Annotated in this window: 21 protein-coding genes and 1 tRNA gene; 12 read left to right on the top strand and 10 right to left on the bottom strand. The window is 61.7% G+C overall.

The genetic code is table 11. The features are described 5' to 3' along the window. Nucleotides 1-68: 68 nt before the first annotated feature. The 4 genes from ISP18_RS14005 (at nucleotide 69) to ISP18_RS13990 (ending at nucleotide 2,649) form a co-directional block, all read left to right on the top strand. On the top strand, nucleotides 69-1,040 hold the full coding sequence (locus ISP18_RS14005) for a biotin--[acetyl-CoA-carboxylase] ligase (protein ID WP_380013003.1): 972 nt from the start codon (nucleotides 69-71) through the stop codon (nucleotides 1,038-1,040). Further along, nucleotides 1,037-1,792: a type III pantothenate kinase gene (locus ISP18_RS14000; RefSeq protein WP_380013000.1), complete on the top strand. Its 756-nt coding sequence runs from the start codon at nucleotides 1,037-1,039 to the stop codon at nucleotides 1,790-1,792. The genes ISP18_RS14005 and ISP18_RS14000 overlap by 4 nt, the downstream gene beginning before the upstream one ends. Nucleotides 1,793-1,820: 28 nt before the next feature. After that, on the top strand, nucleotides 1,821-2,543 hold the full coding sequence (locus ISP18_RS13995; protein ID WP_380012997.1) for an SPOR domain-containing protein: 723 nt from the start codon (nucleotides 1,821-1,823) through the stop codon (nucleotides 2,541-2,543). A gap of 30 nt (nucleotides 2,544-2,573) precedes the next feature. Further along, nucleotides 2,574-2,649, top strand: a tRNA-Thr gene (locus tag ISP18_RS13990). Between the two features lie 11 nt (nucleotides 2,650-2,660). Here ISP18_RS13990 and ISP18_RS13985 read toward each other — a convergent pair. Together ISP18_RS13985 and ISP18_RS13980 are read right to left on the bottom strand one after the other, a co-directional pair. Then, nucleotides 2,661-2,954: an addiction module antidote protein gene (locus tag ISP18_RS13985; protein WP_380012994.1), complete on the bottom strand. Its 294-nt coding sequence runs from the start codon at nucleotides 2,952-2,954 to the stop codon at nucleotides 2,661-2,663. Next, on the bottom strand, nucleotides 2,951-3,250 hold the full coding sequence (locus ISP18_RS13980; protein WP_380012991.1) for a type II toxin-antitoxin system RelE/ParE family toxin: 300 nt from the start codon (nucleotides 3,248-3,250) through the stop codon (nucleotides 2,951-2,953). Before ISP18_RS13980 ends, ISP18_RS13985 begins: the two co-directional genes overlap by 4 nt. A 145-nt stretch (nucleotides 3,251-3,395) precedes the next feature. On the opposite strand from ISP18_RS13980, the gene rocF reads away from it, so the two are divergent. Together rocF and ISP18_RS13970 are read left to right on the top strand one after the other, a co-directional pair. Next, nucleotides 3,396-4,316, top strand: a complete 921-nt coding sequence (rocF, locus tag ISP18_RS13975) for an arginase (protein WP_380012988.1) — start codon at nucleotides 3,396-3,398, stop codon at nucleotides 4,314-4,316. Nucleotides 4,317-4,394: 78 nt separating this feature from the next. Further along, the gene (locus ISP18_RS13970) at nucleotides 4,395-5,771 is read left to right on the top strand and encodes a tryptophan--tRNA ligase (RefSeq protein WP_380012985.1); all 1,377 of its coding nucleotides are present in this window, start codon (nucleotides 4,395-4,397) and stop codon (nucleotides 5,769-5,771) included. Between the two features lie 68 nt (nucleotides 5,772-5,839). Here ISP18_RS13970 and ISP18_RS13965 read toward each other — a convergent pair whose 3' ends face one another. The 3 genes from ISP18_RS13965 to ISP18_RS13955 form a co-directional block, all read right to left on the bottom strand. Next, on the bottom strand, nucleotides 5,840-6,304 hold the full coding sequence (locus ISP18_RS13965) for a BON domain-containing protein (protein WP_380012982.1): 465 nt from the start codon (nucleotides 6,302-6,304) through the stop codon (nucleotides 5,840-5,842). 184 nt (nucleotides 6,305-6,488) lie between these two features. After that, nucleotides 6,489-8,072, bottom strand: a complete 1,584-nt coding sequence (locus ISP18_RS13960) for an inorganic phosphate transporter (protein ID WP_380012979.1) — start codon at nucleotides 8,070-8,072, stop codon at nucleotides 6,489-6,491. Nucleotides 8,073-8,269: 197 nt separating this feature from the next. Continuing rightward, the gene (locus ISP18_RS13955; RefSeq protein ID WP_380012976.1) at nucleotides 8,270-8,773 is read right to left on the bottom strand and encodes a Spy/CpxP family protein refolding chaperone; all 504 of its coding nucleotides are present in this window, start codon (nucleotides 8,771-8,773) and stop codon (nucleotides 8,270-8,272) included. A 170-nt stretch (nucleotides 8,774-8,943) separates the two neighbouring features. Between ISP18_RS13955 and ISP18_RS13950 the strand changes: the two genes are divergently transcribed. Then, nucleotides 8,944-9,639: a response regulator gene (locus ISP18_RS13950; protein ID WP_380012973.1), complete on the top strand. Its 696-nt coding sequence runs from the start codon at nucleotides 8,944-8,946 to the stop codon at nucleotides 9,637-9,639. Next, nucleotides 9,636-11,018, top strand: coding sequence for a sensor histidine kinase (locus tag ISP18_RS13945; protein WP_380012970.1), 1,383 nt, complete (start codon nucleotides 9,636-9,638; stop codon nucleotides 11,016-11,018). The genes ISP18_RS13950 and ISP18_RS13945 overlap by 4 nt, the downstream gene beginning before the upstream one ends. A 94-nt stretch (nucleotides 11,019-11,112) precedes the next feature. Here ISP18_RS13945 and ISP18_RS13940 read toward each other — a convergent pair whose 3' ends face one another. Then, nucleotides 11,113-11,601, bottom strand: coding sequence for a winged helix-turn-helix transcriptional regulator (locus ISP18_RS13940; RefSeq protein WP_380015847.1), 489 nt, complete (start codon nucleotides 11,599-11,601; stop codon nucleotides 11,113-11,115). Between the two features lie 100 nt (nucleotides 11,602-11,701). Between ISP18_RS13940 and ISP18_RS13935 the strand changes: the two genes are divergently transcribed. Beyond that, nucleotides 11,702-12,622, top strand: a complete 921-nt coding sequence (locus tag ISP18_RS13935; protein ID WP_380012967.1) for an alpha/beta fold hydrolase — start codon at nucleotides 11,702-11,704, stop codon at nucleotides 12,620-12,622. 83 nt (nucleotides 12,623-12,705) lie between these two features. Here the strand turns inward: ISP18_RS13935 and ISP18_RS13930 are convergent, their stop codons facing one another. From ISP18_RS13930 to pdhA, 3 genes are all read right to left on the bottom strand, one after another. Continuing rightward, nucleotides 12,706-14,082, bottom strand: coding sequence for a dihydrolipoamide acetyltransferase family protein (locus ISP18_RS13930; RefSeq protein ID WP_380012964.1), 1,377 nt, complete (start codon nucleotides 14,080-14,082; stop codon nucleotides 12,706-12,708). Between the two features lie 78 nt (nucleotides 14,083-14,160). Further along, complete coding sequence (locus ISP18_RS13925) at nucleotides 14,161-15,141, bottom strand: alpha-ketoacid dehydrogenase subunit beta (protein ID WP_380012961.1); 981 nt, start codon at nucleotides 15,139-15,141, stop codon at nucleotides 14,161-14,163. Between the two features lie 3 nt (nucleotides 15,142-15,144). Next, entirely contained in the window at nucleotides 15,145-16,230 is a 1,086-nt protein-coding gene (gene pdhA, locus ISP18_RS13920; protein ID WP_380012958.1) for a pyruvate dehydrogenase (acetyl-transferring) E1 component subunit alpha, read from the bottom strand. A gap of 271 nt (nucleotides 16,231-16,501) precedes the next feature. On the opposite strand from pdhA, the gene ISP18_RS13915 reads away from it, so the two are divergent. Both ISP18_RS13915 and ISP18_RS13910 read left to right on the top strand, forming a co-directional pair. Next, on the top strand, nucleotides 16,502-17,350 hold the full coding sequence (locus tag ISP18_RS13915; RefSeq protein ID WP_380012955.1) for a tryptophan 2,3-dioxygenase: 849 nt from the start codon (nucleotides 16,502-16,504) through the stop codon (nucleotides 17,348-17,350). Nucleotides 17,351-17,474: 124 nt separating this feature from the next. Beyond that, nucleotides 17,475-18,983 carry a peptide MFS transporter gene (locus ISP18_RS13910; protein WP_380012952.1) on the top strand — a complete coding sequence of 503 codons (1,509 nt, stop codon included), beginning with the start codon at nucleotides 17,475-17,477 and terminating at the stop codon, nucleotides 18,981-18,983. Between the two features lie 58 nt (nucleotides 18,984-19,041). On the opposite strand, the gene ISP18_RS13905 is transcribed toward ISP18_RS13910, so the two are convergent. Further along, nucleotides 19,042-19,515 (bottom strand): MarR family winged helix-turn-helix transcriptional regulator, encoded by a 474-nt coding sequence (locus tag ISP18_RS13905; protein WP_380012949.1) that lies wholly within the window; start codon nucleotides 19,513-19,515, stop codon nucleotides 19,042-19,044. 111 nt (nucleotides 19,516-19,626) lie between these two features. Here ISP18_RS13905 and hppD point away from each other — a divergent pair, with 111 nt between their 5' ends. Then, on the top strand, nucleotides 19,627-20,721 hold the full coding sequence (gene hppD, locus ISP18_RS13900; protein ID WP_380012946.1) for a 4-hydroxyphenylpyruvate dioxygenase: 1,095 nt from the start codon (nucleotides 19,627-19,629) through the stop codon (nucleotides 20,719-20,721). The last annotated feature ends 101 nt before the right edge of the window (nucleotides 20,722-20,822 follow it).

Raw genomic sequence — 20,822 nt, 5'->3', positions numbered from 1 at the left:
AATGCCATATGCCTGCTTCTCCGTTTTCGCGCCCGCACCGGCCACTCGTCTCCAGGGCTGTTGAGACCATGCAACCGCAACAGCTCCTGGCCGCCTTGGCTTCCGGAGAGGCGCTTTCCGGTTCCCGCCTGGCCGCCGATGCCGGGCTTACCCGTGCCGCCATCTGGAAGCAGATCGAGGCCCTGCGCCATCGCGGAGTGCCGATTGAATCCGCCGGCGCAGCCGGTTACCGCTTGCCGTGGCCTATCCAGATGCTGGACGAACAAGCCATCCGCACGGCGCTGCCCACAGCGATGGCACGGCGGCTGGGCGCGTTGGAGGTTCATTGGGAAATCGATTCCACCTCCAGCGAATTGCAGCGGCGTGGCGCTGACGCCCCCGACCTCAGCATCGTAATGGCGGAAACACAAACGGCCGGACGCGGCAGGCGAGGGCGCAGCTGGCTGTCACCGCCGGGCCTGAACATCTACCTTTCCTGCCTTAAACGCTTCGAAGCGGGCTTTGCATCGCTGTCGGGCTTGTCGCTGGCCACCGGCGTGATCGTGCTGCGCGCGTTGCATGCGCTCAGCATCCACGATGCCCGCCTGAAATGGCCCAACGACGTGCTGGCCGAGGGCGGCAAGCTGGCGGGCATCCTGGTCGAGCTGAGCGGCGAGTACCAGGGACCGTGCGCGGCTGTGATCGGCATCGGCCTCAACCTGCGGCTCACCGACGCGCTGCGCGAGCAGGCCGGCCAGCCGGTATGCGATCTGGCCACGCTCGCGCATGGCATGCCGCCTGATCGTAATAGCGCGGCCGCTGCGTTGATCGCCCATCTGGTGGAAGGGTTGGACCAATTCGAGCGCGACGGCTTTGCCGGCTTTGTCGATGAGTACACCGATCACGACGCCTTGCGTGGTGTGCCGCTGCGCGTGAGCAGTGCAAGCGGCGAACTGGATGGCATCGGCGCCGGCATCGATGCACGCGGCGCGCTGCAGCTGCAAACGGTATCGGGCCTGCGCGGCATCGATAGCGCCGACGTCACGGTGCGACGCGCATGAAGCTGCTGCTCGATCTCGGCAACACACGCCTGAAATGGGCCATGGCCGAAGCCGAAAGCTGGACCGCACGCGGCGCCGTGGCGTGGGATGAGGACGTTTCCGCCGCGCTGGCGCAGGCATGGCGTGAGCTTGGACGCCCGCAACGCGTGCTCGGGGCATCAGTGGTGGATGCGTCGCGCGAAACCCAGCTTGAACACGCGGTCGCCGAAAGCTTCGAGCGGTCCGTCGAATGGGTGCGTACACCCGCGGAAGCTTGCGGCGTTCGCAATGCCTATGCCGAGCCGCAACGGCTAGGCGTGGATCGCTTTCTCGCCATGGTTGCCGCACGCGCCGCCGGGCAGGCGCCATGTGTGCTGGCTGGTATCGGTACGGCGCTGACGCTCGATGCGCTGACCGCTGACGGTCTACATCTCGGCGGTTTGATCGCACCCGGTCCGCTACTGATGCAGCAGTCGTTGCTCGGCGCGACAGTGCGTGTGCGGTCAGAGCATCACGGTGTGATCCGCGACATCGCCGACAACACGGCCGATGCCGTTACCTCGGGATGCTGGCAAGCCGTGACCGCCCTGATCGAACGTTTCGCGGCCAACGTCACCAAACATGCGGGCGGTGCGCAGCGCCTGTTGCTGGATGGTGGCGATGCAGCCGCCTTGCTGCCCTTGCTCGACATTCCTGTCGAACTCGCCGCGGACAGCGTGCTACGTGGCCTCAATGTGTGGGCGGGCTCACAACCGCCACGTCGGTCCCCCTAGAATCACTCAACCCTGGGGGAAATGGTCGATGGTTCTGCGGCTGCTGTTCGTATTACTGATTGCTCTAAATATCGCCGTCGGCGCGTGGCTGCTGCTGGGCCAGAACGACACGCACGCCGGCTTTGCCACTGACCCGGGCGTGCCCAAACTGCGCCTGCTTTCGGAACTGCCACCACCCGCCACGACCACTGCGCATGCTGCTTCAGTGGCGCCGCCGCCTGCGGCATCTGCGCCTGCTTTGACTTCCGCTTCCCAGAACGCGCAAGCAGCCGCGTCGCCCAACACCAATACACTCAGCTACGCCTGCATGGCACTGGGCCCGTTCGCCACGCAGGAGGATCTGCGCATTGCCCGCAACGCGCTCGGCACGCAAGTGCAGCGCATGCGCGCACGGCAGGAGCAGACCACGCAAGCCCGCGGCTGGTGGGTGCATCTGCCGCCCAGTCCTAATCACACAGCGGCCTTGGCGCAGGCCCGGCAGCTAGGTGCGCGCAACATCCAGGACTACTTCGTGGTGAGCGCGGGCGACAACCAGAACACCGTGTCGCTGGGCCTGTTCAAGGACCCGGCCAACGCACGCAAGCGCCGCGACGAAATCGTCGCCGCCGGCTTCCAGGCCCAGATGACCGAGCGCACCGAAACCGTGCCCGAATACTGGCTGGACCTGATTCCCACCGACAGCAAGCAGTTCGACTGGCGCAGCCGTATCCACGATCCGGCCATCGGCTCACACAGCACGGGCTGTTTTTAGAGCAGAGCCTGTTAGAATCTACGGCCCAGTGCCGGCATAGCTCAGTTGGTAGAGCAACCGCCTTGTAAGCGGTAGGTCGTCTGTTCGAGTCAGACTGTCGGCACCAGTTTTTGTACATCACGCATGAGCCACCGGGTGGGCCGAAAACTGGACGCCTATGGCGTGGCAAACCCTCAGAATGGTGTCGAAACGCGGATTTGCTCCAGGCCGGAGTGCCTTGTACAGGCTTTCGCGACCAAGCCCGGTTTCGTCCGCAATATGCGCCATGCCCCGGGCTTTGGCGACGTGGCCAATAGCTCGTAGCACTTCGTCCGTATCGCCATCGGCCAATACCTGCGTCAGATAGGCTGCAATCGCTTCGTCGCTGTCGAGCAGTTCGGAAGGATCGAAGGGAAGCAGTTTCTTTTTCATAGTCGATACTCCTGAACCAGGTGCAGCGCACGCTTGATGTCGGCTCGCTGGCTCTTCTTGTCGCCGCCGCAGAGCAGCACGATCATCACTCGTCCGCGAGTGGTGAAATAGAGCCGATAGCCCTTGCCCATATCCACGCGCATCTCCGACACACTCTCGCGGATGGTTTGGACATCTCCCAGATTCCCATTAGCAGCGCGTTCCAGTCGGCGGGTAATCGCTGCACGCGCCTGAACGTCACGCAATTCCTTTAGCCAGACAGCAAACGCTTCCGTTTGCCTGATGATGTATTTCACGGTCATTGTATCCTATTGGATACGCAAGGAAAGCATTTCGATAAGCGGCCTGGCAATGTCCAGGCTGCTATTTGTGCGGTAAGCCCATGGCGCTTTCGACCCGCTACACTTGCAACCCCATGCAAAAGGCACGAGAAAAAGCGGTATGAAAAGGCAGGTTGCACTGGTCGGCGCGCCGACCGATATCGGTGCGGGGCATCGCGGCGCCTCGATGGGCCCTGAGGCCCTGCGCGTGGCGCAGCTTGGGGAGAAGCTGCGTCGCCGTGGTGTGGAGATTATCGACCGTGGCAATCTGCATGGTCCGATGAACCCTTGGCAACCGCCGGAAAACGGTTATCGGCATTTGCCGGAAGTGATCGCCTGGAATCTTGCCGTGCACACGGCAATCCATCAGGAGCTGCAGGCCGGGCGCCTGCCGATCATGCTGGGTGGCGATCATTGCCTAGCCATCGGCTCGATCAGCGCGGTGGCGCGTCATTGCCGCGAGCAGGGCCGCAATCTGCGCGTGCTATGGCTGGATGCGCACGCTGATTTCAACACCTCGCAAGTGACGCCCTCGGGCAACATCCACGGCATGCCGGTAGCGTGTCTGTGCGGCAACGGGCCGCGCGAGTTGGTCGAGCTCGGCGATCGCGTACCGGCGGTAACGCCCGACGTGTTCCGCCAGATCGGTATCCGCTCTGTGGATGAGGGTGAGAAGCGGCTGGTGCGCCAAGCGAAGATGGACATCTACGACATGCGCCACATCGACGAAGTGGGCATGAAGCGCACCATGGAAGAAGCGCTTGATGGCATCGACGAGAACACACATCTGCACGTGAGCTTCGACGTGGATTTTCTCGATCCCTCCATCGCGCCCGGCGTGGGCACCACGGTGCGCGGCGGTCCTACCTATCGCGAGGCGCAGCTGTGCATGGAGATGATTGCTGACACCGGACGCCTGGCCTCGCTGGACATCGTGGAATTGAACCCGGCCTACGACAAGCGCAACCGCACCGCGCGGCTGGCGGTGGAATTGGTCGAATCGCTGTTCGGCAAGTCCACCCTGATGCGCGAGCCGGACTAAAGTCCGTACACTGCAAAACTCGGCCCGCGCAGGCAGCGTGGGTGTTTTACCTTCCTTGGACCAAGCCGATCACGCCGCATGCAAACTCGCGTCCTCACAGGCATCACCACCACCGGCACGCCGCACCTTGGCAATTACGTCGGCGCGATTCGGCCGGCCATCGCTGCCAGCCGTCGTCCCGATGTCGATGCGTTCTTCTTCATGGCCGACTATCACGCGCTGATCAAGAGCGACGACCCGGCCCGGATCGAGCGTTCGCGTCTTGAAATCGCGGCCACCTGGCTGGCAGCGGGGCTCGATCCGAACAAGGCGACGTTCTATCTGCAATCCGACATTCCGGAAATTCCGGAACTCACTTGGTTCCTCACCTGTGTCACCGCCAAGGGCCTGCTCAATCGTGCGCATGCGTACAAGGCAGCGGTGGACAAGAACGTCGAAACTGGCGAAGACTCGGATGCGGGCATTACCGCGGGTCTGTACATGTATCCGGTGCTGATGGCAGCCGACATTCTCGCCTTCGATGCACAGCAGGTGCCGGTGGGACGCGATCAGATCCAGCACATTGAAATGGCGCGCGATATCGCGCAGCGCTTCAATCACATCTACGGCCGCGATTTCTTCGTGCTGCCGGAAGTGGTGATCGAAGAACAGGTCGCCACGCTGCCGGGGTTGGACGGTCGCAAGATGTCCAAGAGCTACGACAACACCATTCCGCTGTTCGCCGGTGGGTCGAAGCAGTTGCGCGAAACCATTCTGCGTATCGTCACCGATTCGCGCACACCGGGCGAACCGAAAGATCCAGAAAGCTCCGCACTCTTCACCATCTTCCATGCCTTTGCCAGCGAAACCGAAAGCATGGCCTTCCGTCGCGCACTGGAAGAGGGTATCGGCTGGGGCGAGGCCAAGCAGGTGCTATATGAGCGCCTCGAAGCCGATCTTGCGCCGATGCGCGAACGCTATGAAAACCTCATGGCGCGCCCTGCCGACATCGAAGACATTCTGCGCGAAGGCGCACGCAAGGCGCGTGCGATCGCAGGCCCGAAAATCGCCGCACTACGCGATGCAATCGGCTTGCGCTCAATGTCATCCCTCAGCAGCATGGCTGCCGGCAAGCCTAGACAGGCGGCAAAGACAGCCAAGCCACCGCGTTTTGCCAGCTTCCGCGACAGCGATGGCAGCTTTCGCTTCCGCCTGTTCTCGTCGGAAGGCGACGAATTGTTGCTGTCGAAATCCTTCAAGGATCCCAAGGAAGCGGGCGGGGTTCAGAGGCGGTTGAAGACACTCGGTGGCGCTGCGGCGACCCTACACAGCTTGCCGCGCTCGCTGGTGCTCGAACTCGACGGCGAACCGATCGCCACCGCGCCCGATTATGCGGATGACATGGAGCGCGACGAAGCGCTCACTTATCTGCGAGCAGCGTTGGATCTGCTTGCCGAGCAGGAAAAAAGCGAATAGCTCTATCGTCTCCCTCCCCTGCATGCAGAGGAGGGAGCACTATCTCGCCGAAGACGCGATCTGGTGGGTTACGTGCCGCTGGACGAGCCACCCGAGGGCATCGAACTTGACGCATTCACCGTCAAGCCGGAAGCATCGACACTCTTCACGCCCTTTACGCCCTTGGCGATGTGAACGGCGTGACTCTTTTCCTTCGACGTGGTGGCCGAGCCGGTCAGGCTCACCACACCATCGGTGGTGCTCACCGAAATATCCGAGGCCTTCACACCCTTCGCAGCGGCGAGCTTGGATTTCACCTTGGTGGTGATCCAGCTGTCATCCACCTTGCCGGGCACCGTCTCGTTGCTCGAGCTACGAGTCATTGTCGACTGATCGGTGGTCGGCGTCGACTGCTGCATGGTCGAAGGTTGCTGCTGTTGTGGCATGGACGATGGCGATGTGCTCTGTGCCATCAGGGAAAATGGCACAGCGGCAAAGGCCATCATCATTCCAGTGGCGATTAGGGATTTGCGCAGATGGGACGAGTTACGCATTGGCAATCTCCTTGAGAGCTGTGGGCTGTCTGCACAGACAGACAGGCGCATCGCTGTTGATCCGCACACACATCGCAACAGGGCGTACGTGAAGAGCGGCGTTGCAAAACGTCAAGGAGTGTTGCGTCTGTTCAGCGATGTGGCGGCATCGCCAAGGTCATGTTTCGGGAGCGTTGCGTGGCACTCAGAAAAGATGCTTGAACACGACAAATAGCCCGCCCGCAAGCAGGATTGAGGCCGGCAATGTCAGCACCCAGGCCATCAGCAAGTTGCGCACGGTGCTCCATTGCAGGCCCGAGCCGTTCGCCGCCATCGTGCCGGCGACACCGGAGGTGAGCACGTGCGTGGTACTAACCGGCAGGTGATACATGTCGGCAGCCTGGATCAGGGTCATTGCCACCAGTTCAGCGGATGCGCCCTGCGCGTAGGTGAGATGTTCCTTGCCGATGCGTTCGCCGACGGTTACCACGATGCGCTTCCAGCCCACCATCGTGCCGAGTCCCAGCGCCAGCGCAACCGCCACCTTCACCCAGGGTGGAATGAACTGCGTCGCCATCACGCCCAGGCCGCGCCAGCTAGTGAGCGTAGCGGTTTCCTCTTTGCTCAAGCCCGGTTGTGCAAGCACCAACGGAATCGCGGCGTTGGCCAGGTAGATGTCGTTGCGCACGTTGCCCATCTGCTCCTGCGGCACCGCGCGCAGTGACGATCGATTACCGACTTGCTGATCGATGTGGGCGATGAGCGCAGCGAGAGCAGGCGTCGTATCCGGTAGCAGCTTCCGCTGCTGCAGCGCCGAGGTGACGATGTCGCGCGGATTGCCGTTTACCTGCGCGCCATGATCGACCGCGTTCAGCACCTGCTGCGCTTCCACGGAAACCTGATGGAAGGTTTTTACCTGACTGCCGGACACGGCGCCGTTCAAGGCATAAGCGGTAGGTACGGTGCCAATGAGAATCAGCATGATCAGACCCATGCCTTTCTGCCCATCGTTGGAGCCATGACTGAAACTTACGCCGGTACAGGTGAGCACCAGCAGCAGGCGGATCGGCCACGGCGGCGGCTTGCGGCCCTCCGGCGCGCGATACAGGGCCGGAATCTTGACCAGCGCCTTCAGCAGAAGCATCAGCAGGCCCGCAAGCAGAAAGCCGGCGATGGGCGAGAAGACGAGGCCGCGCATTACGCCCATGGCAGCATTCCAATCCACACCGCTGGTGCCGGTCTTTGCCGCAGTCAGTTGGTTGGCCAAGCCCACGCCGATGATCGATCCGATCAAGGTGTGCGAAGACGAATTCGGCAAGCCGAAATACCACGTGCCCAGATTCCAAATGATGGCCGCGAACAGCAGCGCGAACACCATGGCAAAGCCCGCTCCGCTGCCTACCTGCAGGATCAGTTCCACCGGCAGCAGCGAGACCACCGTGAATGCCACTGCACCTGAAGACGTCAGCACGCCGAGAAAATTGAAGATGCCCGACCAGATCACCGCGAGATTCGCCGGCATGGAATGGGTGTAGATCACCGTCGCTACCGCGTTGGCAGTGTCGTGAAAACCGTTGACGAACTCAAAGCCCAGCGCAATCAGCAGGGCTACGCCCAACAAGACGAACGGCGTGGTCGAATGCGTACGCACGATGGAAAGATCGTCGACGAGGTGCAAGCCTGCGTACCCCGCGCCAATCAGCAGTATCACGGCGAAAACAATGCCGAATACGCGGCCAGAACCCTGGGTAGACGTGGCGGTACTGGCAACTGCGGCTTCCGTCTGCATAAGCGTGCCCTCGGTGATCAGCAAGGCAAAAGCTAAGCGCTGTGCAAGACAACGGCGTGACAGCGTGTTTGTTGCTGTTTCGTGAAGTCATCACGCAGACGCGCAACAAAAAAGCGATCGCCGATGCAGCGGCGATCGCTCAGGTGCCGGGTTAGAACGTCCGCTAAAAGATCGACTAACCGCTTTCTCGTTATGACTTACTGCGCAGAACTCGCGCTCGCCGGCAGCGGATGCTCGGCCTTGAACTGCTGCCACTGTGCCATGCGGGCTTCGAGCGCGGTCTTCTGGGTGGTGTACTGGCTCTGCTGGGCGCCGGTCAGCACGCTGTTGTAGATCTGCGCCGTGACTGCGGCGCGAGCGGTGATGCGCGCGCTGGTGAAGGTGGCTTCAGCCTGAGCCAGGCTAGCCGCTGCGGACTGGTAGTTGGACGCGCTCGGCGACAGCGCCTCGAATGCCTCGCGCTGCTGACGCACGGCTTGCCCCTGCGTCTTCAGCGAAGCGAAGCTCTGCTGCATGATTTGCTTGATCTGGGTCTTCTGGGCATCGGTGAGGTTCAAGCCGCGGAAGGCCATGCCTTCCTCGCCGCGGTGACCGTGTGAGTCGGGGCCGAAACCCGGGCCGCCGGGGCCGCCGGCGAAAGCCAGTGCGGAGACGCCAAGGGCTGCGGAAAGAATGAGCGACAAAGTGATGGACTTACGCATGTGAAGCTCCTGCTTGGGTGAGGGGTTGCGGTGATCATTTGATAGCAGGGGCAGGTTTAAGAGCTTTGCCGTGGTGTAAAGAAGGGTAAAGTCAGCCCGGTGCAAGCGACCGGCAGCCGTTCGCGGTTGTCATGCCATAGTAGTTACGTACTGTCGATGGCTGGTTTTGCATGTCTCGAATACTGATTGGTGATGACGATCGTGAGCTGTGTGCGCTGCTCGCCGAATACCTGCGCCGCGAAGGCCTGCAGGTGGACGTGGTGCACGAGAGCGAAGGCGTGCTGGCACGGCTGCGCGATCCGGCGCTGCGCCCGGATCTGTTGATCCTCGATGTGATGATGCCGGGCCGCAGCGGCCTGGATACCTTGCGTGATCTGCGCGCGCAGCATCGCTTGCCGGTCATCATGCTCTCCGGACGCGGCGAGCCGGTGGATCGCGTGGTGGGCCTGGAACTCGGCGCGGACGATTATCTTTCCAAACCCTGCTTGCCGCGCGAACTGCTGGCGCGCGTGCGAGCGCAGTTGCGACGCCACACGGTGGAAAGTGTGGGCGAGCTGACCGCCGGCGTGCTGCGTCTGCTGCCTGGCGAGCGGCGTGCGTATGCCGGCGAGCAGGAACTCAACCTCACCGGCGCCGAATTCGCCTTGCTGATGATGCTGGTGCAGCGGGCCGGCGAAGTCATCGACAAGACCTCGCTCACGCGCGTGGCGCTGGGGCGTGAACTGGAGCGTTTCGACCGCAGCATCGATGTGCACGTGAGCCGCCTTCGCCACAAGCTGACGGAGGCGTCCGCACTGGCGCCGCGCATCGACTCCGTGCGCGGTGCCGGTTACGTGCTCGTATCCAGCAATGCGGCGCAGGCATGAATACATTCCGGAACCCGTTCCGCAGTCCGCTGTTCTGGCGTTTGCTGATTTCCGTCTGCATCGCCAACATGCTGGTACTGATGTTGGGTGGCCTGCTTACGCGCAGTTTTATCGCGTACTCGATGCAGCAGGATTTCGATTGGCCGGCTTTGGCTCAGGCCGCCAACGAGGCCTATGAAAAAGGTGGAGACAGCGGCCTGGATGCATGGGTCAGGCAGCAGCGCGAGCAGGGCGTGGACGCCACGTTGTACGAAAACGGCGAGCCGTTGCGAGAAATTCGCGTGCCGCCATCGATCCGTAACGCGTTGCCGGACTGGCTGTCGTCCGGACATAACCTTGCACTGAATCCTTGGCCGGGCTTCTACATTGCCGTGCAGAACGTTACCGGCAGCGATGGCCATGCGCGACAACTGGTTGCCGTGAGCAGCTCGCGCACGCGCGTTCCGCCTCGCACACGCGAGAAAATTTTGCTTGGCGTGCAATTGGGATTGTCCTTGCTGATGATCGCCATCATCGGTTGGTGGGTGGCGCGCACCGTGTCGCGACCGGTTGAAGCGATGCGTACAGCGACACGGCGGATGGCTGCCGGTGAATTCACCACGCGCGTCGACCAGCGCTGGAGCGACAAGCACGACGAACTCGGTGAGCTCGCGCGCGATTTCAACGGCATGGCCGAACGCATCGAAATCCTGGTCGCGCACGATCGCGGCGTACTTCAGGATCTTTCGCACGAACTGCGTTCACCCTTGGCGCGCCTGCATCTGATTCTGGATCTGGCGCAGCACAGCGTCGATCCGAGCGAAGCCGCTGCGCACTTCCAGCGCGCGGAGCAGGAAATCGCACGCATGGATCGGATGACGGCGGAAATGCTGGCGCTCTCCCGGCTGGAGGGCGATCTGCCGGGCATGGTACGCGAAGCCGTCGATCTGGCGGTGCTGGTCAGGGATCGCGTGACGGCCGCGAATATCGATGCGAAAGCGCGCGGCATTGTCTTGCAGATGTCCGGGGAAGGTCCGGCGCACGTGCAGGGCAGCGGGCTGTTGCTCGAGCGCGCGCTGGACAATGTGATTGCCAATGCCATCAAGTTCAGCCCGTCGAGCGGAATCGTCCACGTTGATGTGGACACGCATCAGCAGCAGGTCGAAGTGCGTATTCGCGATCATGGACCGGGCGTTCCCGAGGAGGAACTGGATCTGCTGTTTCGGCCGTTTTTCCGCGGCACGAACGCAGCGCAAGCCAGCGGTCATGGACTGGGGCTAGCTATCGTTCAGCGCGTCATGCAGGCGCATGGCGGCGAGGTGACGGCACAAAACGAACAAGGCGGCGGCCTTAAAGTGATCATGCGTTTACCAGCGTACGCGCCTTCGACAAACGCTTGAGCGCAGCCGCGGTCAATCCCAGCGATTGAGGTGCGGGCCGAACGCCTTGCGCTGCTTGTGCACGATGCAGAATTCGCGAAAGTCGTCAGCGTTGCTAGGTTGACGCCCTGGTCTTCATCTTGGCGCGCCTTGCCGCAGGTGCTGGCAGTTCTACAACGGTATCTTCCGGTCGCAGTGGGCGCCCATCTTGCGCATGCGGTCCCAGCTTCGTAACAGGCGCGCCCGTTTTTCGATCCACCAGGCGCACATGCGGCTCGCCTGGTGCGAAGAAGAAATCCTCACCCCATTGCCGGAGCGCAACGAGCAGGGGAAACAGCCCACGGCCTTTCTTGGTCAGCACATATTCCTGATAAGAGCTGCCGTCGGAAGCGGGCACTGCCTCCATGATGCCGTGTGCCACAAGATGACGCAGGCGAGCGGCCAGGATGTTCTTGGCCAGTCCCAGGCTTTTCTGGAATTCGCCAAATCTGCGCAAGCCATCGAATGCATCGCGCACGATCAGCAGCGACCACCCGTCGCCGATGGCGTCCAGCGGCCGCGCGACGCCGCATAGGGAATCCTCGTGACTGGTTCGTTTGACCATCGGTGGTTTTTTTGCCGTCGATAAGATGGTTGCAAAATAAAACCATGCCGAGTAAAAGGCAATGGTTTCAATTTGAAACCAATTTAGCGAGACTAAGCCCATGATCCAATCCGAGGAAACTTTCGATAACACCTTTCCGTATGCGTCGCACTTCACCGAGGCGCCGGGCTTTCGGATGCACTACGTTGATGAAGGTCCGCGCGCCGGGCAGGTGATCCTGTGCCTTCACGGCGAGCCCACATGGGGCTATCTGTTCCGCCACATGATCGCCGCGTTGCGCGGGACGCATCGTGTCGTCGTTCCCGATCACATGGGCTTCGGCAAGAGCGCCACGCCGGAGGGGCGCAGCTATTGGTTGCAGGACCATATCGACAATCTGGAGCGCTTCGTACTGGCGTTGGATCTACGCGGCATCACACTGGTCATGCACGATTTCGGCGGTCCGGTCGGTATGGGCCTGGCGGCGCGGCATCCGGATCGCATTCGGCGGATCGTTTCCGCCAATGGTCCCACGCCTTTCGGGCAAGCCGATCTCGTCGAGCGGTGGATGGCGAATGTGCAGGTATCACCCTGGTTTCAGTGGATACGCAAGGCGGAAGCGGAAGGGCGCCTAGAAACTGTGTTGGGTGAACTCGGCTTCAACATACTGAGCACGCTCAAGCTCAACGGTTTCGAGAATCATGCTTTGATCACCGACATTTGGCTGCAAGCCTATGGCGCGCCTTTCACCAGTTCTGCCGAGTGTGCGGGTGCAATCGGTTGGGCCAAGGGTGTTGCTACGGGCGCGCATCGGTTCGAGGTACCCGATGCACAGGCCATGCGAGAGATTCAGTCCAAGCCCGCACTGGCGATCTGGGGCTTGGCCGATCGCACCTTGCATGCGGAACATTGTTTACCGCTGTTCAGCGCGTTGTTTCCGTATGCTTCCGTGCACAAGCTGACCGGCGTGGGTCATTACTGCCTTGAAGACGCGCCCGACATCATTGCTGCCCATGTAACGGCGTTCCTGCAGTACACGTGAGGTGCAAAAGAGAGGCGGGACAGTTTTATGCCCATAAAAAAGCGCCCATAAAGGGCGCTTTTTTTGTTGCGATGATTCGATGATCAGTTCGGCGACGACAAATCGTCCAGCAGCGCCTTCAGGAAGCGCGCCGCTTCACCGCCCGTTGCGGCACGATGATCGAAGGTGAGGCTGATGGGCATGCGGCGATGCACTTCAATGCCGCCCATCACCGCCACCACATCGTGGCTGAGCTTGCCGGCGCCGATGATCGCTACGCACGGCGGCACCACCACCGGCGTGGCATAGCGGCCGGCGAACATGCCGAAGTTCGACAGGCTGATGGTGTAGCCGCTGAGTTCCGAGGGCGGAATACTACGGTCTTCCACTTGCGCGCGTAGACGCTGGATGCCAGCGCGGATGCCGTTGCCATCGAGCACGTCGGCGTTGCGCAGAGCAGGCACGAACAAGCCATCTTCGGTATCGACGGCGATGCCGATGTCCACGTGTGGGTGCAGCGTGCGGGTGAGGTTCTTGCCGTCGAACCACGCGTTGAGCGCGGGCACCGCCTTGCAGGCGGCGACGATGGCGCGGATCAGGCGTGCGGTGATGTCCTGTTTGCCGATCCAACTGTGCAGGTCGGCATCGTCCACCAGCGTGGTGGGCACCACGTTGGCGTGCGCTTCGGCCATCACGCGCGCCATGTTGCGGCGGACGCCCTTGAGCTGTTCCGGTTGGCCGCTCGCCTTCACGCTCGGTGGCGCGGTGCGTACCGGCTTACCGGCCAGCGATACGGCGGTGCGCGCCGGTTCCGGCTGCGGCAGTTCGGGAGCGAGGTGACGGCCGGCGGAAGCCGGCACGGCGCGCGCAGGCGCGGCACCAAGTGCTGCAGTGCCGTTGGCAGCGGCGTCCTTCACGTCTTGCATGGTGACCACGCTGTCCGCGCCGGTGCCGCGTACGCGCGTGATGTCCACCTTGAGCTTCTTGGCCAACGCACGCACCGCCGGCACCGCCTTTACGCCGCCGACGCTGGATGCCTGCTCGACGTGCACGTGGCTGCCGCTGACCATCGCGCCGACAACGGTGCCTTCGTCTTCGCGTTCTGCTTGGTCGTTGGCTTCGATTTCGCCGCCTTCATCGGAAGCAGTGACTTTCTTGGGCTCGGCCGCTGTCGCGGCCTTCTTGGGGCCGTGATGATGGCCAGTGGATTCGGCTTCCGCGCGCTGCTTGGCGTTCGGATCCGGCTCGAACTCGGCCAGCGCGGCGCCGGTTTCGATCACGTCACCGGCAGCGCCGTGCAGCTTAGCGACCTTGCCGGTGTAGGGCGAGGGCACGTCGACGACGGCCTTGGCGGTTTCCATCGACACCAGCGGTGCGTCGAGCTTGATTTGATCGCCTTCCTTCACGTGCCACTCGACGATGGTCGCGTCGGGCAGGCCTTCGCCGAGGTCCGGTAGGTAGAACGTCTTGATGTCGGCCATGAGTTGGTTCCCGTAATCGGTCTTGATGTTCTTTGTGCTGTCATTCCGACGTGGGCCGGAATGACGCCTCATTGTTGGTCAGGATGCGGCCAGCGCGCGCTTGGCGGCTTCCACTACGCGCTCTGTGCTCGGCAGATATTTCATCTCCAGGCGGAACAGCGGAATGTGCGTATCCCAACCGGTGACGCGCTCGACCGGCGCAAGCAAGTCGTACAGGCATTCTTCGGCGATGCGCGCGGCGATCTCGGCGCCGAAGCCAGCCGTCTTGGGCGCTTCGTGCAGGATTACGCAGCGGCCGGTTTTCTGTACGGATTCGGCGATGGTGTCGAAATCCAGCGGCGTGAGCGTGGCCACGTCGATCACCTCGGCGCTGATGCCTTCCTCGGCCAGTGCGTCGGCGGCTTCCAGCGCTTCCTTCACCTGTGCGCCCCACGTCACGATGGTGACGTCAGTACCGTCGCGCAGCACGAAGCACACATCGAGCGGTAGCGCTTCGCCGTCATCCGGCACTTCTTCTTTGTACTGGCGATAGATGCGCTTGGGTTCGAAGAACATCACCGGATCCGGATCGCGAATAGCAGCGAGCAGCAGGCCATAGGCGCGCGCCGGTGACGACGGCATCACGACGCGCAGACCGGGAATGTTCGTGAACAGGTGTTCGTTTGCTTCGGAGTGATGCTCCGGCGCGCGGATGCCACCGCCCCACGGTGCACGCCACACGGCCGGCACGGTGATGCGTCCGCGCGTGCGGTTGCGCATGCGCGCCGCGTGACAGGCAATCTGTTCCATCATCGGATAGATGAAGCCTTCGAACTGCGCTTCGGCGACCGGCTTCATGCCTTGCGCGGCAAGCCCGACGGTGACGCCGGCGATGGTGGTTTCGTCCAGTGGCGTGTCGAGCACGCGCAGCGCACCGAATTTTTCCTGTAAGCCTTGCGTGGCGCGGAACACGCCGCCGTTGACGCCTACGTCTTCGCCCAGCACGACAACGCTTTCGTCGTGGGCCATTTCATAAGCAAGTGCCTGGGTGACGGCTTCGATAAGAGTGATTTGTGCCATGGCTTAGTGGGCCTTCTTGTCGAGCGAGAGCGCGAGGTCGCGCTGTTTGGCAAGGTCCGCGGGAACTTCGGCGAAGGTGTAATCGAACATCGCCGTGACGGGCTGGGTTTTGGTCTGGAGGTAGGCGTTGACCTCGTTGTCCATCCACTCGTCGCACTCAGCCTTCCAGGCTTCTTCCTTCTTGTCGTCCCACACTTTTTTGGCGACCAGCCAGTTGCGCAGACGCTTCATCGGCTCCTTTGCCCAGGCATCCTTGACTTCGTCTTCACCGCGATAGCGGCGTGCGTCGTCGGCGGTGGTGTGATCGCTCAAGCGATAGGTGACCAGTTCCAGCACGCTGCCGCCTTCGCCGTTGCGCGCGCGCTCCAGCGCATCTTCCATCGCCTTGCGCACGGCGATGATGTCGTTGCCGTCCACTTGAATACAGTAAAGACCTGCGGCGATGCCTTTTTGCGCCAGCGTGGGCGCGCCGGACTGGATCTTGCGCGGCACCGAAATCGCCCATTGGTTGTTGACGATCACCGCCACCATCGGCAAGTTCTGCGCGCCGGCGATATTGATGGCGCCATAGAAGTCACCCTTCGACGAACCGCCGTCGCCGATGGTGCAAACGGCGACGCGCTTTTCGTTACGAATCTTGAACGCGAGCGCGGAGCCGGCCGCGTGCAGGCATTGCGTGCCGATTGGGACCGACCAGGCGAAGTCGTGACGTGCGGGCTCGTTCTGATAATCGTTGCCGCGCTCGTCGCCGCCCCAATACATGTACACCTCGCGCGGCTGCACGCCGCGATACAGCTGTGCGCCGTATTCGCGATAGCTCACGGCGAGCACGTCTTCCGGCTTCATGGCGCTACCGATGCCGACGTGCGCGGCTTCGTGGCCGAGGCAGCTTGCATACGTGCCGAGCTTGCCGGTACGTTGCAAGGCCACCGACTTCGCGTCGAACACGCGGGTGGACATCATCAGCTTGTACAGCTCGACCATGTGGTCGAGGTCTTTGGCGAATGCAGGCAGATCATCACGGACTTGCTTACCTTCGACGTCGAGGTATTGCAGATATTCGATTTCAAACTTGGCGGCGATGGACACGACTCGCTCCCGAATGGGGTAAAGGGGGAAACGCTGCGGGGGAGGCGCGGCCCATCCAGTGGGGCCGGACGCGCAGAGGGATGCTTTGACTTATTTTACGTCGGCGTCACCACGTTGTCTGTGTAGTCAGAGCACCCATCGAACCCAGACAAACGGCATTTGATAGCAGGCGGCCATGTTGCGTCGCAAGGTACACTGCAGCATGCGAGTCCGTACGTTGAGGGTTCGCTATAGCGGTTAACATCAATCTTTTTGCGGGTTTGCAGGTGTCATGACGGATAACCAGCGGGACCTCGAGGCAGGCATCGAGCTCGATTTGAGCGGTCGGATGACCTATGGTGGCTACCTGCGGCTGGATCAACTGCTCACCGCGCAACAGCCCCTTACCCAACCCCCTCATCACGACGAACTGCTGTTCATCGTGATGCACCAGGTGGCGGAGCTCTGGATGAAGCTGATCATCCATGAGCTGAAGGCGGCCATCGCACATCTGCGTATCGACGATGTGAACGAGTGTCTGAAAATCCTCGCGCGCGTGAAGCACGTACAGCGGCAGCTGTTCGAGCAATGGGCAGTGCTGGAGACGCTGACGCCGTCGGAATACCTGGAGTTTCGCGGCGCGTTGGGTTCGTCGTCGGGCTTTCAGTCGCTGCAGTACCGCATGATCGAATTCATGCTGGGGAACAAGAACGTGCAGATGCTCAAGGTGTTCGATTACGACCCCGCGGCGCAAGTGCAGTTGCGCGAGGTGCTGGACACGCCGGGTTTGTACGACGAATTCCTTCGCTATCTCGCGCGCCACGGGCACGCCGTGCCGGCCGCACGGGTGGAGCGCGACTGGAGCGAACCCTATCAGCGCCATGAAGGTTTGTTGCCGGTGTTCAAGCGCATCTACGAAACGCCTGCCGCGTTCTGGCCGGAATACCACATGTGCGAGCAACTGGTGGACGTGGAGGAAAGTTTCCAGCTTTGGCGTTTCCGCCATATGAAAACCGTGGAGCGCATCATCGGACACCGGCGCGGTACGGGTGGTTCCTCGGGTGTGGCGTTTTTGAAGAAGGCGCTGGAGTTGGAGTTCTTTCCCGAGTTGCTGGATGTCAGGACGGTACTTGGAAGCTAAATTCAAAGCGAGTCGTCATTCCGGCTTTCGCCGGAATGACGGTAGGCTAAAGTTGTTGCATTGCATTTGACGGCGACTGTTTTGCTCGCTACACCTTTCGAAATCTGAAGCCCAGGGGATCTACGTGAACCAGCCTTCCGAAGCCGGCGTCGTCGCCACGCCCGACTTTCCGCAGCTGTTCGGTCATCCGCGTCCGCTGTGGATGCTGTTCATGACCGAATTCTGGGAACGTTTCGCGTACTACAGCCTGAGCTGGGCGCTGGCTCTTTATGCGGTGGCGCAGTTCTACAACGGCGATCCCACCGGGCAGGGCTGGGCCAGCAGCATCTTCGGTGCCTATGTGGCATTGGCATTCGCCTTCGGCGTGTTTGGCGGTTACGTGGCCGACCGCATCATCGGTTACCAGCGTTCGATTCTGCTCGGCGCGGTGGTGATGTCGGCAGGGTTGTTCGTGCTGATGATTCCCAGCCGGGATGCGCTGTTGTTCGGTCTGGCGATGGTTATCGTGGGCGATGCCTTGTTCAAGCCGAATATCTCTTCGATGGTGGGGCAGCTTTACGCACCGGGCGATGAGCGCCGAGACCGCGGTTTCACGCTGTTCTACATGGGCATCAATTGCGGTGCGTTCCTGGCGCCGCTGATCACTGGCTGGATGGCCAGCTATTTCACGAAGACGCCGCTGCAGCAGAACTTTCGCGTGGTGTTCGCCGCGGCCGGCGTGGGCATGCTGTTGAGCCTGCTGTGGTTCTGGTTTGGGCGGCGCGGTCTACGTGGTGTGGGACGCCCGGCGCCAGGCAGTGAAAGCCGCATGCGCGTGCTGCAGGTGGTCGTTGGCGTGGCAGTAGCGGTGCCGCTGACCTATCTGCTGCTGGCCAAGCTCGGCGCGGAAGGTCTGCAGTGGGTAATGGGGCTGCTGTTCGTGGGCATGGTAGTGGTGCTGATCCAGGAAGCGCTGCGCCACGATCGCGTGCAGTTGGATCGTGTGATCGCGATGTTGATCATCTTCGCCTTCAACGTGCTGTTCTGGGTGTTCTATTACCTGTTCGGCACCACCTTCAATTTCCTTGCGGAAAACCTGGTGAACCGGCAGATGTTCGGCGGCTGGGTATTTCCCGTGGGTTGGTTCCAGTCGATGACGCCGCTGTGGGTGGTGGCGCTGGCGCCGCTGACCGCGCTGGCGTGGGGATGGCTGGCGAAACGGCACAAGGAACCGTCGATTCCGCGCAAATTTGGCCTGGGGCTGGTGTTCAACGGTGTGGGCTTCGTGAGCCTGATCTATGCGCTATCGCACCTGCTCGACAGTCGCGGCTTGATGCCGTTCTGGCCGCTAGCGATGTGCTACCTGTTCCAATCGGTGGGCGAGCTGTGCCTGTCGCCGATCGGCCTGTCGATGGTGACCAAGCTGGCACCGCCACGTCTGGTGGGTCTGGGGCTCGGCGGCTGGTTCCTGTCCACGGCGCTGGGTGGGAATCTTTCCGGCATGCTGGCTTCGCATATCAGCGGTGCGACTGGCATGACGGCCGCATCGGCCTTGAGCGGGTTCACGTTCTGCTTCTATGTGCTGGCGGGTTCTGGCGTGTTGTTGTTGCTGATTTCGCCGCTAGTGAACCGGCTGATGCATGGCGTGAAGTAAAGCAACCGTACCTTCATGGCCGTCATTCTCGCTTTTGCCGGAATGACGGCCATAGAGATTACGGCTGCGCCTCGCCGAGCAACTTGTCTAGGATGCGCGTCAGCCACGCCTGCTCCTCCGTATCCAGCTTCTCCAGCACCTCGCGCTCGCGTGCCCGCGCCATGGGAGCGATGTCGTCGTGCATGATCCAGCCCGCTTCGGTCAGGCTGAGTACCGAGCGGCGCTTGTCCCCGCCATGGGTTTCCCGATGCACGCGGCCAGCTTCGACCAGGCGGGCGAGCGCGCGGCTGACCGCCACTTTGTCCATCGCCGTACGCTCGGCCACTTCTCGCGCGGAAAGCCCGTGGAACCGGGCCAGCACCGCCATCACGCGCCACTCGGTCATGCTGATGTCATAGCGGCGCTGGTAGTCGTCCGCGATCGCCTGGCTCACCGTGTTGGAAAGAATCGACAGCCGATAGGGCAGGAAGCGCTCCAGTTCCAAGGGGGCGTGTTCGGCTCCGGCGGGGGCGGGCTTGCGCGGGTGAGACATTGCGGCGGTGTTCCTTGCAATTAGTTTCAGTTGTAACTATAACGTTGATCTGATCCCGATGGTGGCACGCTCGTGTCTGCCATCGCGCACCGACTATGTCAGGAGAGCGCCATGAACGCCCAGCCCAATCTCGGCATGCACGTGACCACCTTCGAGAACCCCATGGGCATCAACGGATTCGAATTCGTTGAGTTCGCCGCCCCAGCAGGCCGAAGCAGCGAACTGCATAGGTTATTCCAGAACATGGGTTTTACGGCGGTGCTCAAGCACAAGCGCCGACCCATCACGGTGTATCGCCAGGGCGGTGTGAACTTCCTGGTCAACGAAGATCCGAATTCTTTCGCTGCAGATTTCGCCGCCAAGCACGGCCCGTGCGCCTGCGGTTTCGCCATCCGCTTCGAGAAGCCCGCACCCGAAGTGCTGAATGCGGTGCTGGCCAACGGCGGTGAAGCGCTGGCCGACAAGGCCGACACCAAAGCGGTGAATGCGCCAGTGGTGAAGGGCATCGGCGATTGCATGCTCTACCTGGTGGATCGCTACGGCGCCGCCGGCAGCATCTACGACGGTGATTACGAGCCACTCCCGGGTACTGACCAGCATCCGACCGGCTTCGGTCTCACGTTCATCGACCACCTCACGCACAACCTGTACTTCGGCAACATGCAGAAGTGGTCCGATTACTACGAGCGGCTGTTCAACTTCCGCGAGATCCGCTACTTCGATATCAAGGGCGCGAAGACCGGCCTGGTGTCCAAAGCGATGACAGCGCCGGACGGCATCGTACGCATTCCGCTCAACGAATCCAGCGATCCGAAGAGCCAGATCAACGAATATCTGGATGCGTATCACGGCGAAGGCATCCAGCACATCGCGTGCTTTACTGACAACATCTACGAAACGGTGGAGGCGATGCGCGCGAAGGGCGTGGCATTCCTGGAGACGCCTGACACGTATTTCGATGTGATCGACATGCGCATTCCCAATCATGGCGAAGACGTGCCGCGGCTGGCGAAGAACAAGATCCTGATCGACGCCGATCCGGAAACCAAACAGCGCAAGCTGCTGCAGATCTTCACGCAGAACAACATCGGCCCGATCTTCTTCGAGATCATCCAGCGCAAGGGCAACGAAGGTTTCGGCGAAGGCAACTTCCAGGCGCTGTTCGAGTCGATCGAACGCGATCAGATGCGGCGCGGCGTGCTGTAATGCTTTTGATTTGAGCCCCTCTTCCCCCTCGGGGAGAGGGGTTGGGGTGAGGGGAAATGGCTTGCCTCAAGCTTCAAAAGAACCTCGCTTCCCTTTGCTTT

It is taken from the genome of Dyella humi (assembly GCF_044904605.1).
In the GTDB taxonomy this organism is placed as follows: domain Bacteria; phylum Pseudomonadota; class Gammaproteobacteria; order Xanthomonadales; family Rhodanobacteraceae; genus Dyella_B; species Dyella_B humi.
The sequence above is the reverse complement of the archived record's forward strand: the minus strand, read 5'-3'. Positions and strand labels throughout refer to the sequence as shown.

Excerpts from the sequence above, each read along its gene's own strand:
- ISP18_RS14005 (WP_380013003.1), top strand. The coding sequence starts at position 69 with ATGCAACCGCAACAGCTCCTGGCCGCCTTGGCTTCCGGAGAGGCGCTT.
- ISP18_RS14000 (WP_380013000.1), top strand. The coding sequence starts at position 1,037 with ATGAAGCTGCTGCTCGATCTCGGCAACACACGCCTGAAATGGGCCATG.
- ISP18_RS13995 (WP_380012997.1), top strand. The coding sequence starts at position 1,821 with ATGGTTCTGCGGCTGCTGTTCGTATTACTGATTGCTCTAAATATCGCC.
- ISP18_RS13985 (WP_380012994.1), bottom strand. The coding sequence starts at position 2,954 with ATGAAAAAGAAACTGCTTCCCTTCGATCCTTCCGAACTGCTCGACAGC.
- rocF (WP_380012988.1), top strand. The coding sequence starts at position 3,396 with ATGAAAAGGCAGGTTGCACTGGTCGGCGCGCCGACCGATATCGGTGCG.
- ISP18_RS13970 (WP_380012985.1), top strand. The coding sequence starts at position 4,395 with ATGCAAACTCGCGTCCTCACAGGCATCACCACCACCGGCACGCCGCAC.
- ISP18_RS13965 (WP_380012982.1), bottom strand. The coding sequence starts at position 6,304 with ATGCGTAACTCGTCCCATCTGCGCAAATCCCTAATCGCCACTGGAATG.
- ISP18_RS13960 (WP_380012979.1), bottom strand. The coding sequence starts at position 8,072 with ATGCAGACGGAAGCCGCAGTTGCCAGTACCGCCACGTCTACCCAGGGT.
- ISP18_RS13955 (WP_380012976.1), bottom strand. The coding sequence starts at position 8,773 with ATGCGTAAGTCCATCACTTTGTCGCTCATTCTTTCCGCAGCCCTTGGC.
- ISP18_RS13950 (WP_380012973.1), top strand. The coding sequence starts at position 8,944 with ATGTCTCGAATACTGATTGGTGATGACGATCGTGAGCTGTGTGCGCTG.
- ISP18_RS13945 (WP_380012970.1), top strand. The coding sequence starts at position 9,636 with ATGAATACATTCCGGAACCCGTTCCGCAGTCCGCTGTTCTGGCGTTTG.
- ISP18_RS13940 (WP_380015847.1), bottom strand. The coding sequence starts at position 11,601 with ATGGTCAAACGAACCAGTCACGAGGATTCCCTATGCGGCGTCGCGCGG.
- ISP18_RS13935 (WP_380012967.1), top strand. The coding sequence starts at position 11,702 with ATGATCCAATCCGAGGAAACTTTCGATAACACCTTTCCGTATGCGTCG.
- ISP18_RS13930 (WP_380012964.1), bottom strand. The coding sequence starts at position 14,082 with ATGGCCGACATCAAGACGTTCTACCTACCGGACCTCGGCGAAGGCCTG.
- ISP18_RS13925 (WP_380012961.1), bottom strand. The coding sequence starts at position 15,141 with ATGGCACAAATCACTCTTATCGAAGCCGTCACCCAGGCACTTGCTTAT.
- ISP18_RS13915 (WP_380012955.1), top strand. The coding sequence starts at position 16,502 with ATGACGGATAACCAGCGGGACCTCGAGGCAGGCATCGAGCTCGATTTG.
- ISP18_RS13905 (WP_380012949.1), bottom strand. The coding sequence starts at position 19,515 with ATGTCTCACCCGCGCAAGCCCGCCCCCGCCGGAGCCGAACACGCCCCC.
- hppD (WP_380012946.1), top strand. The coding sequence starts at position 19,627 with ATGAACGCCCAGCCCAATCTCGGCATGCACGTGACCACCTTCGAGAAC.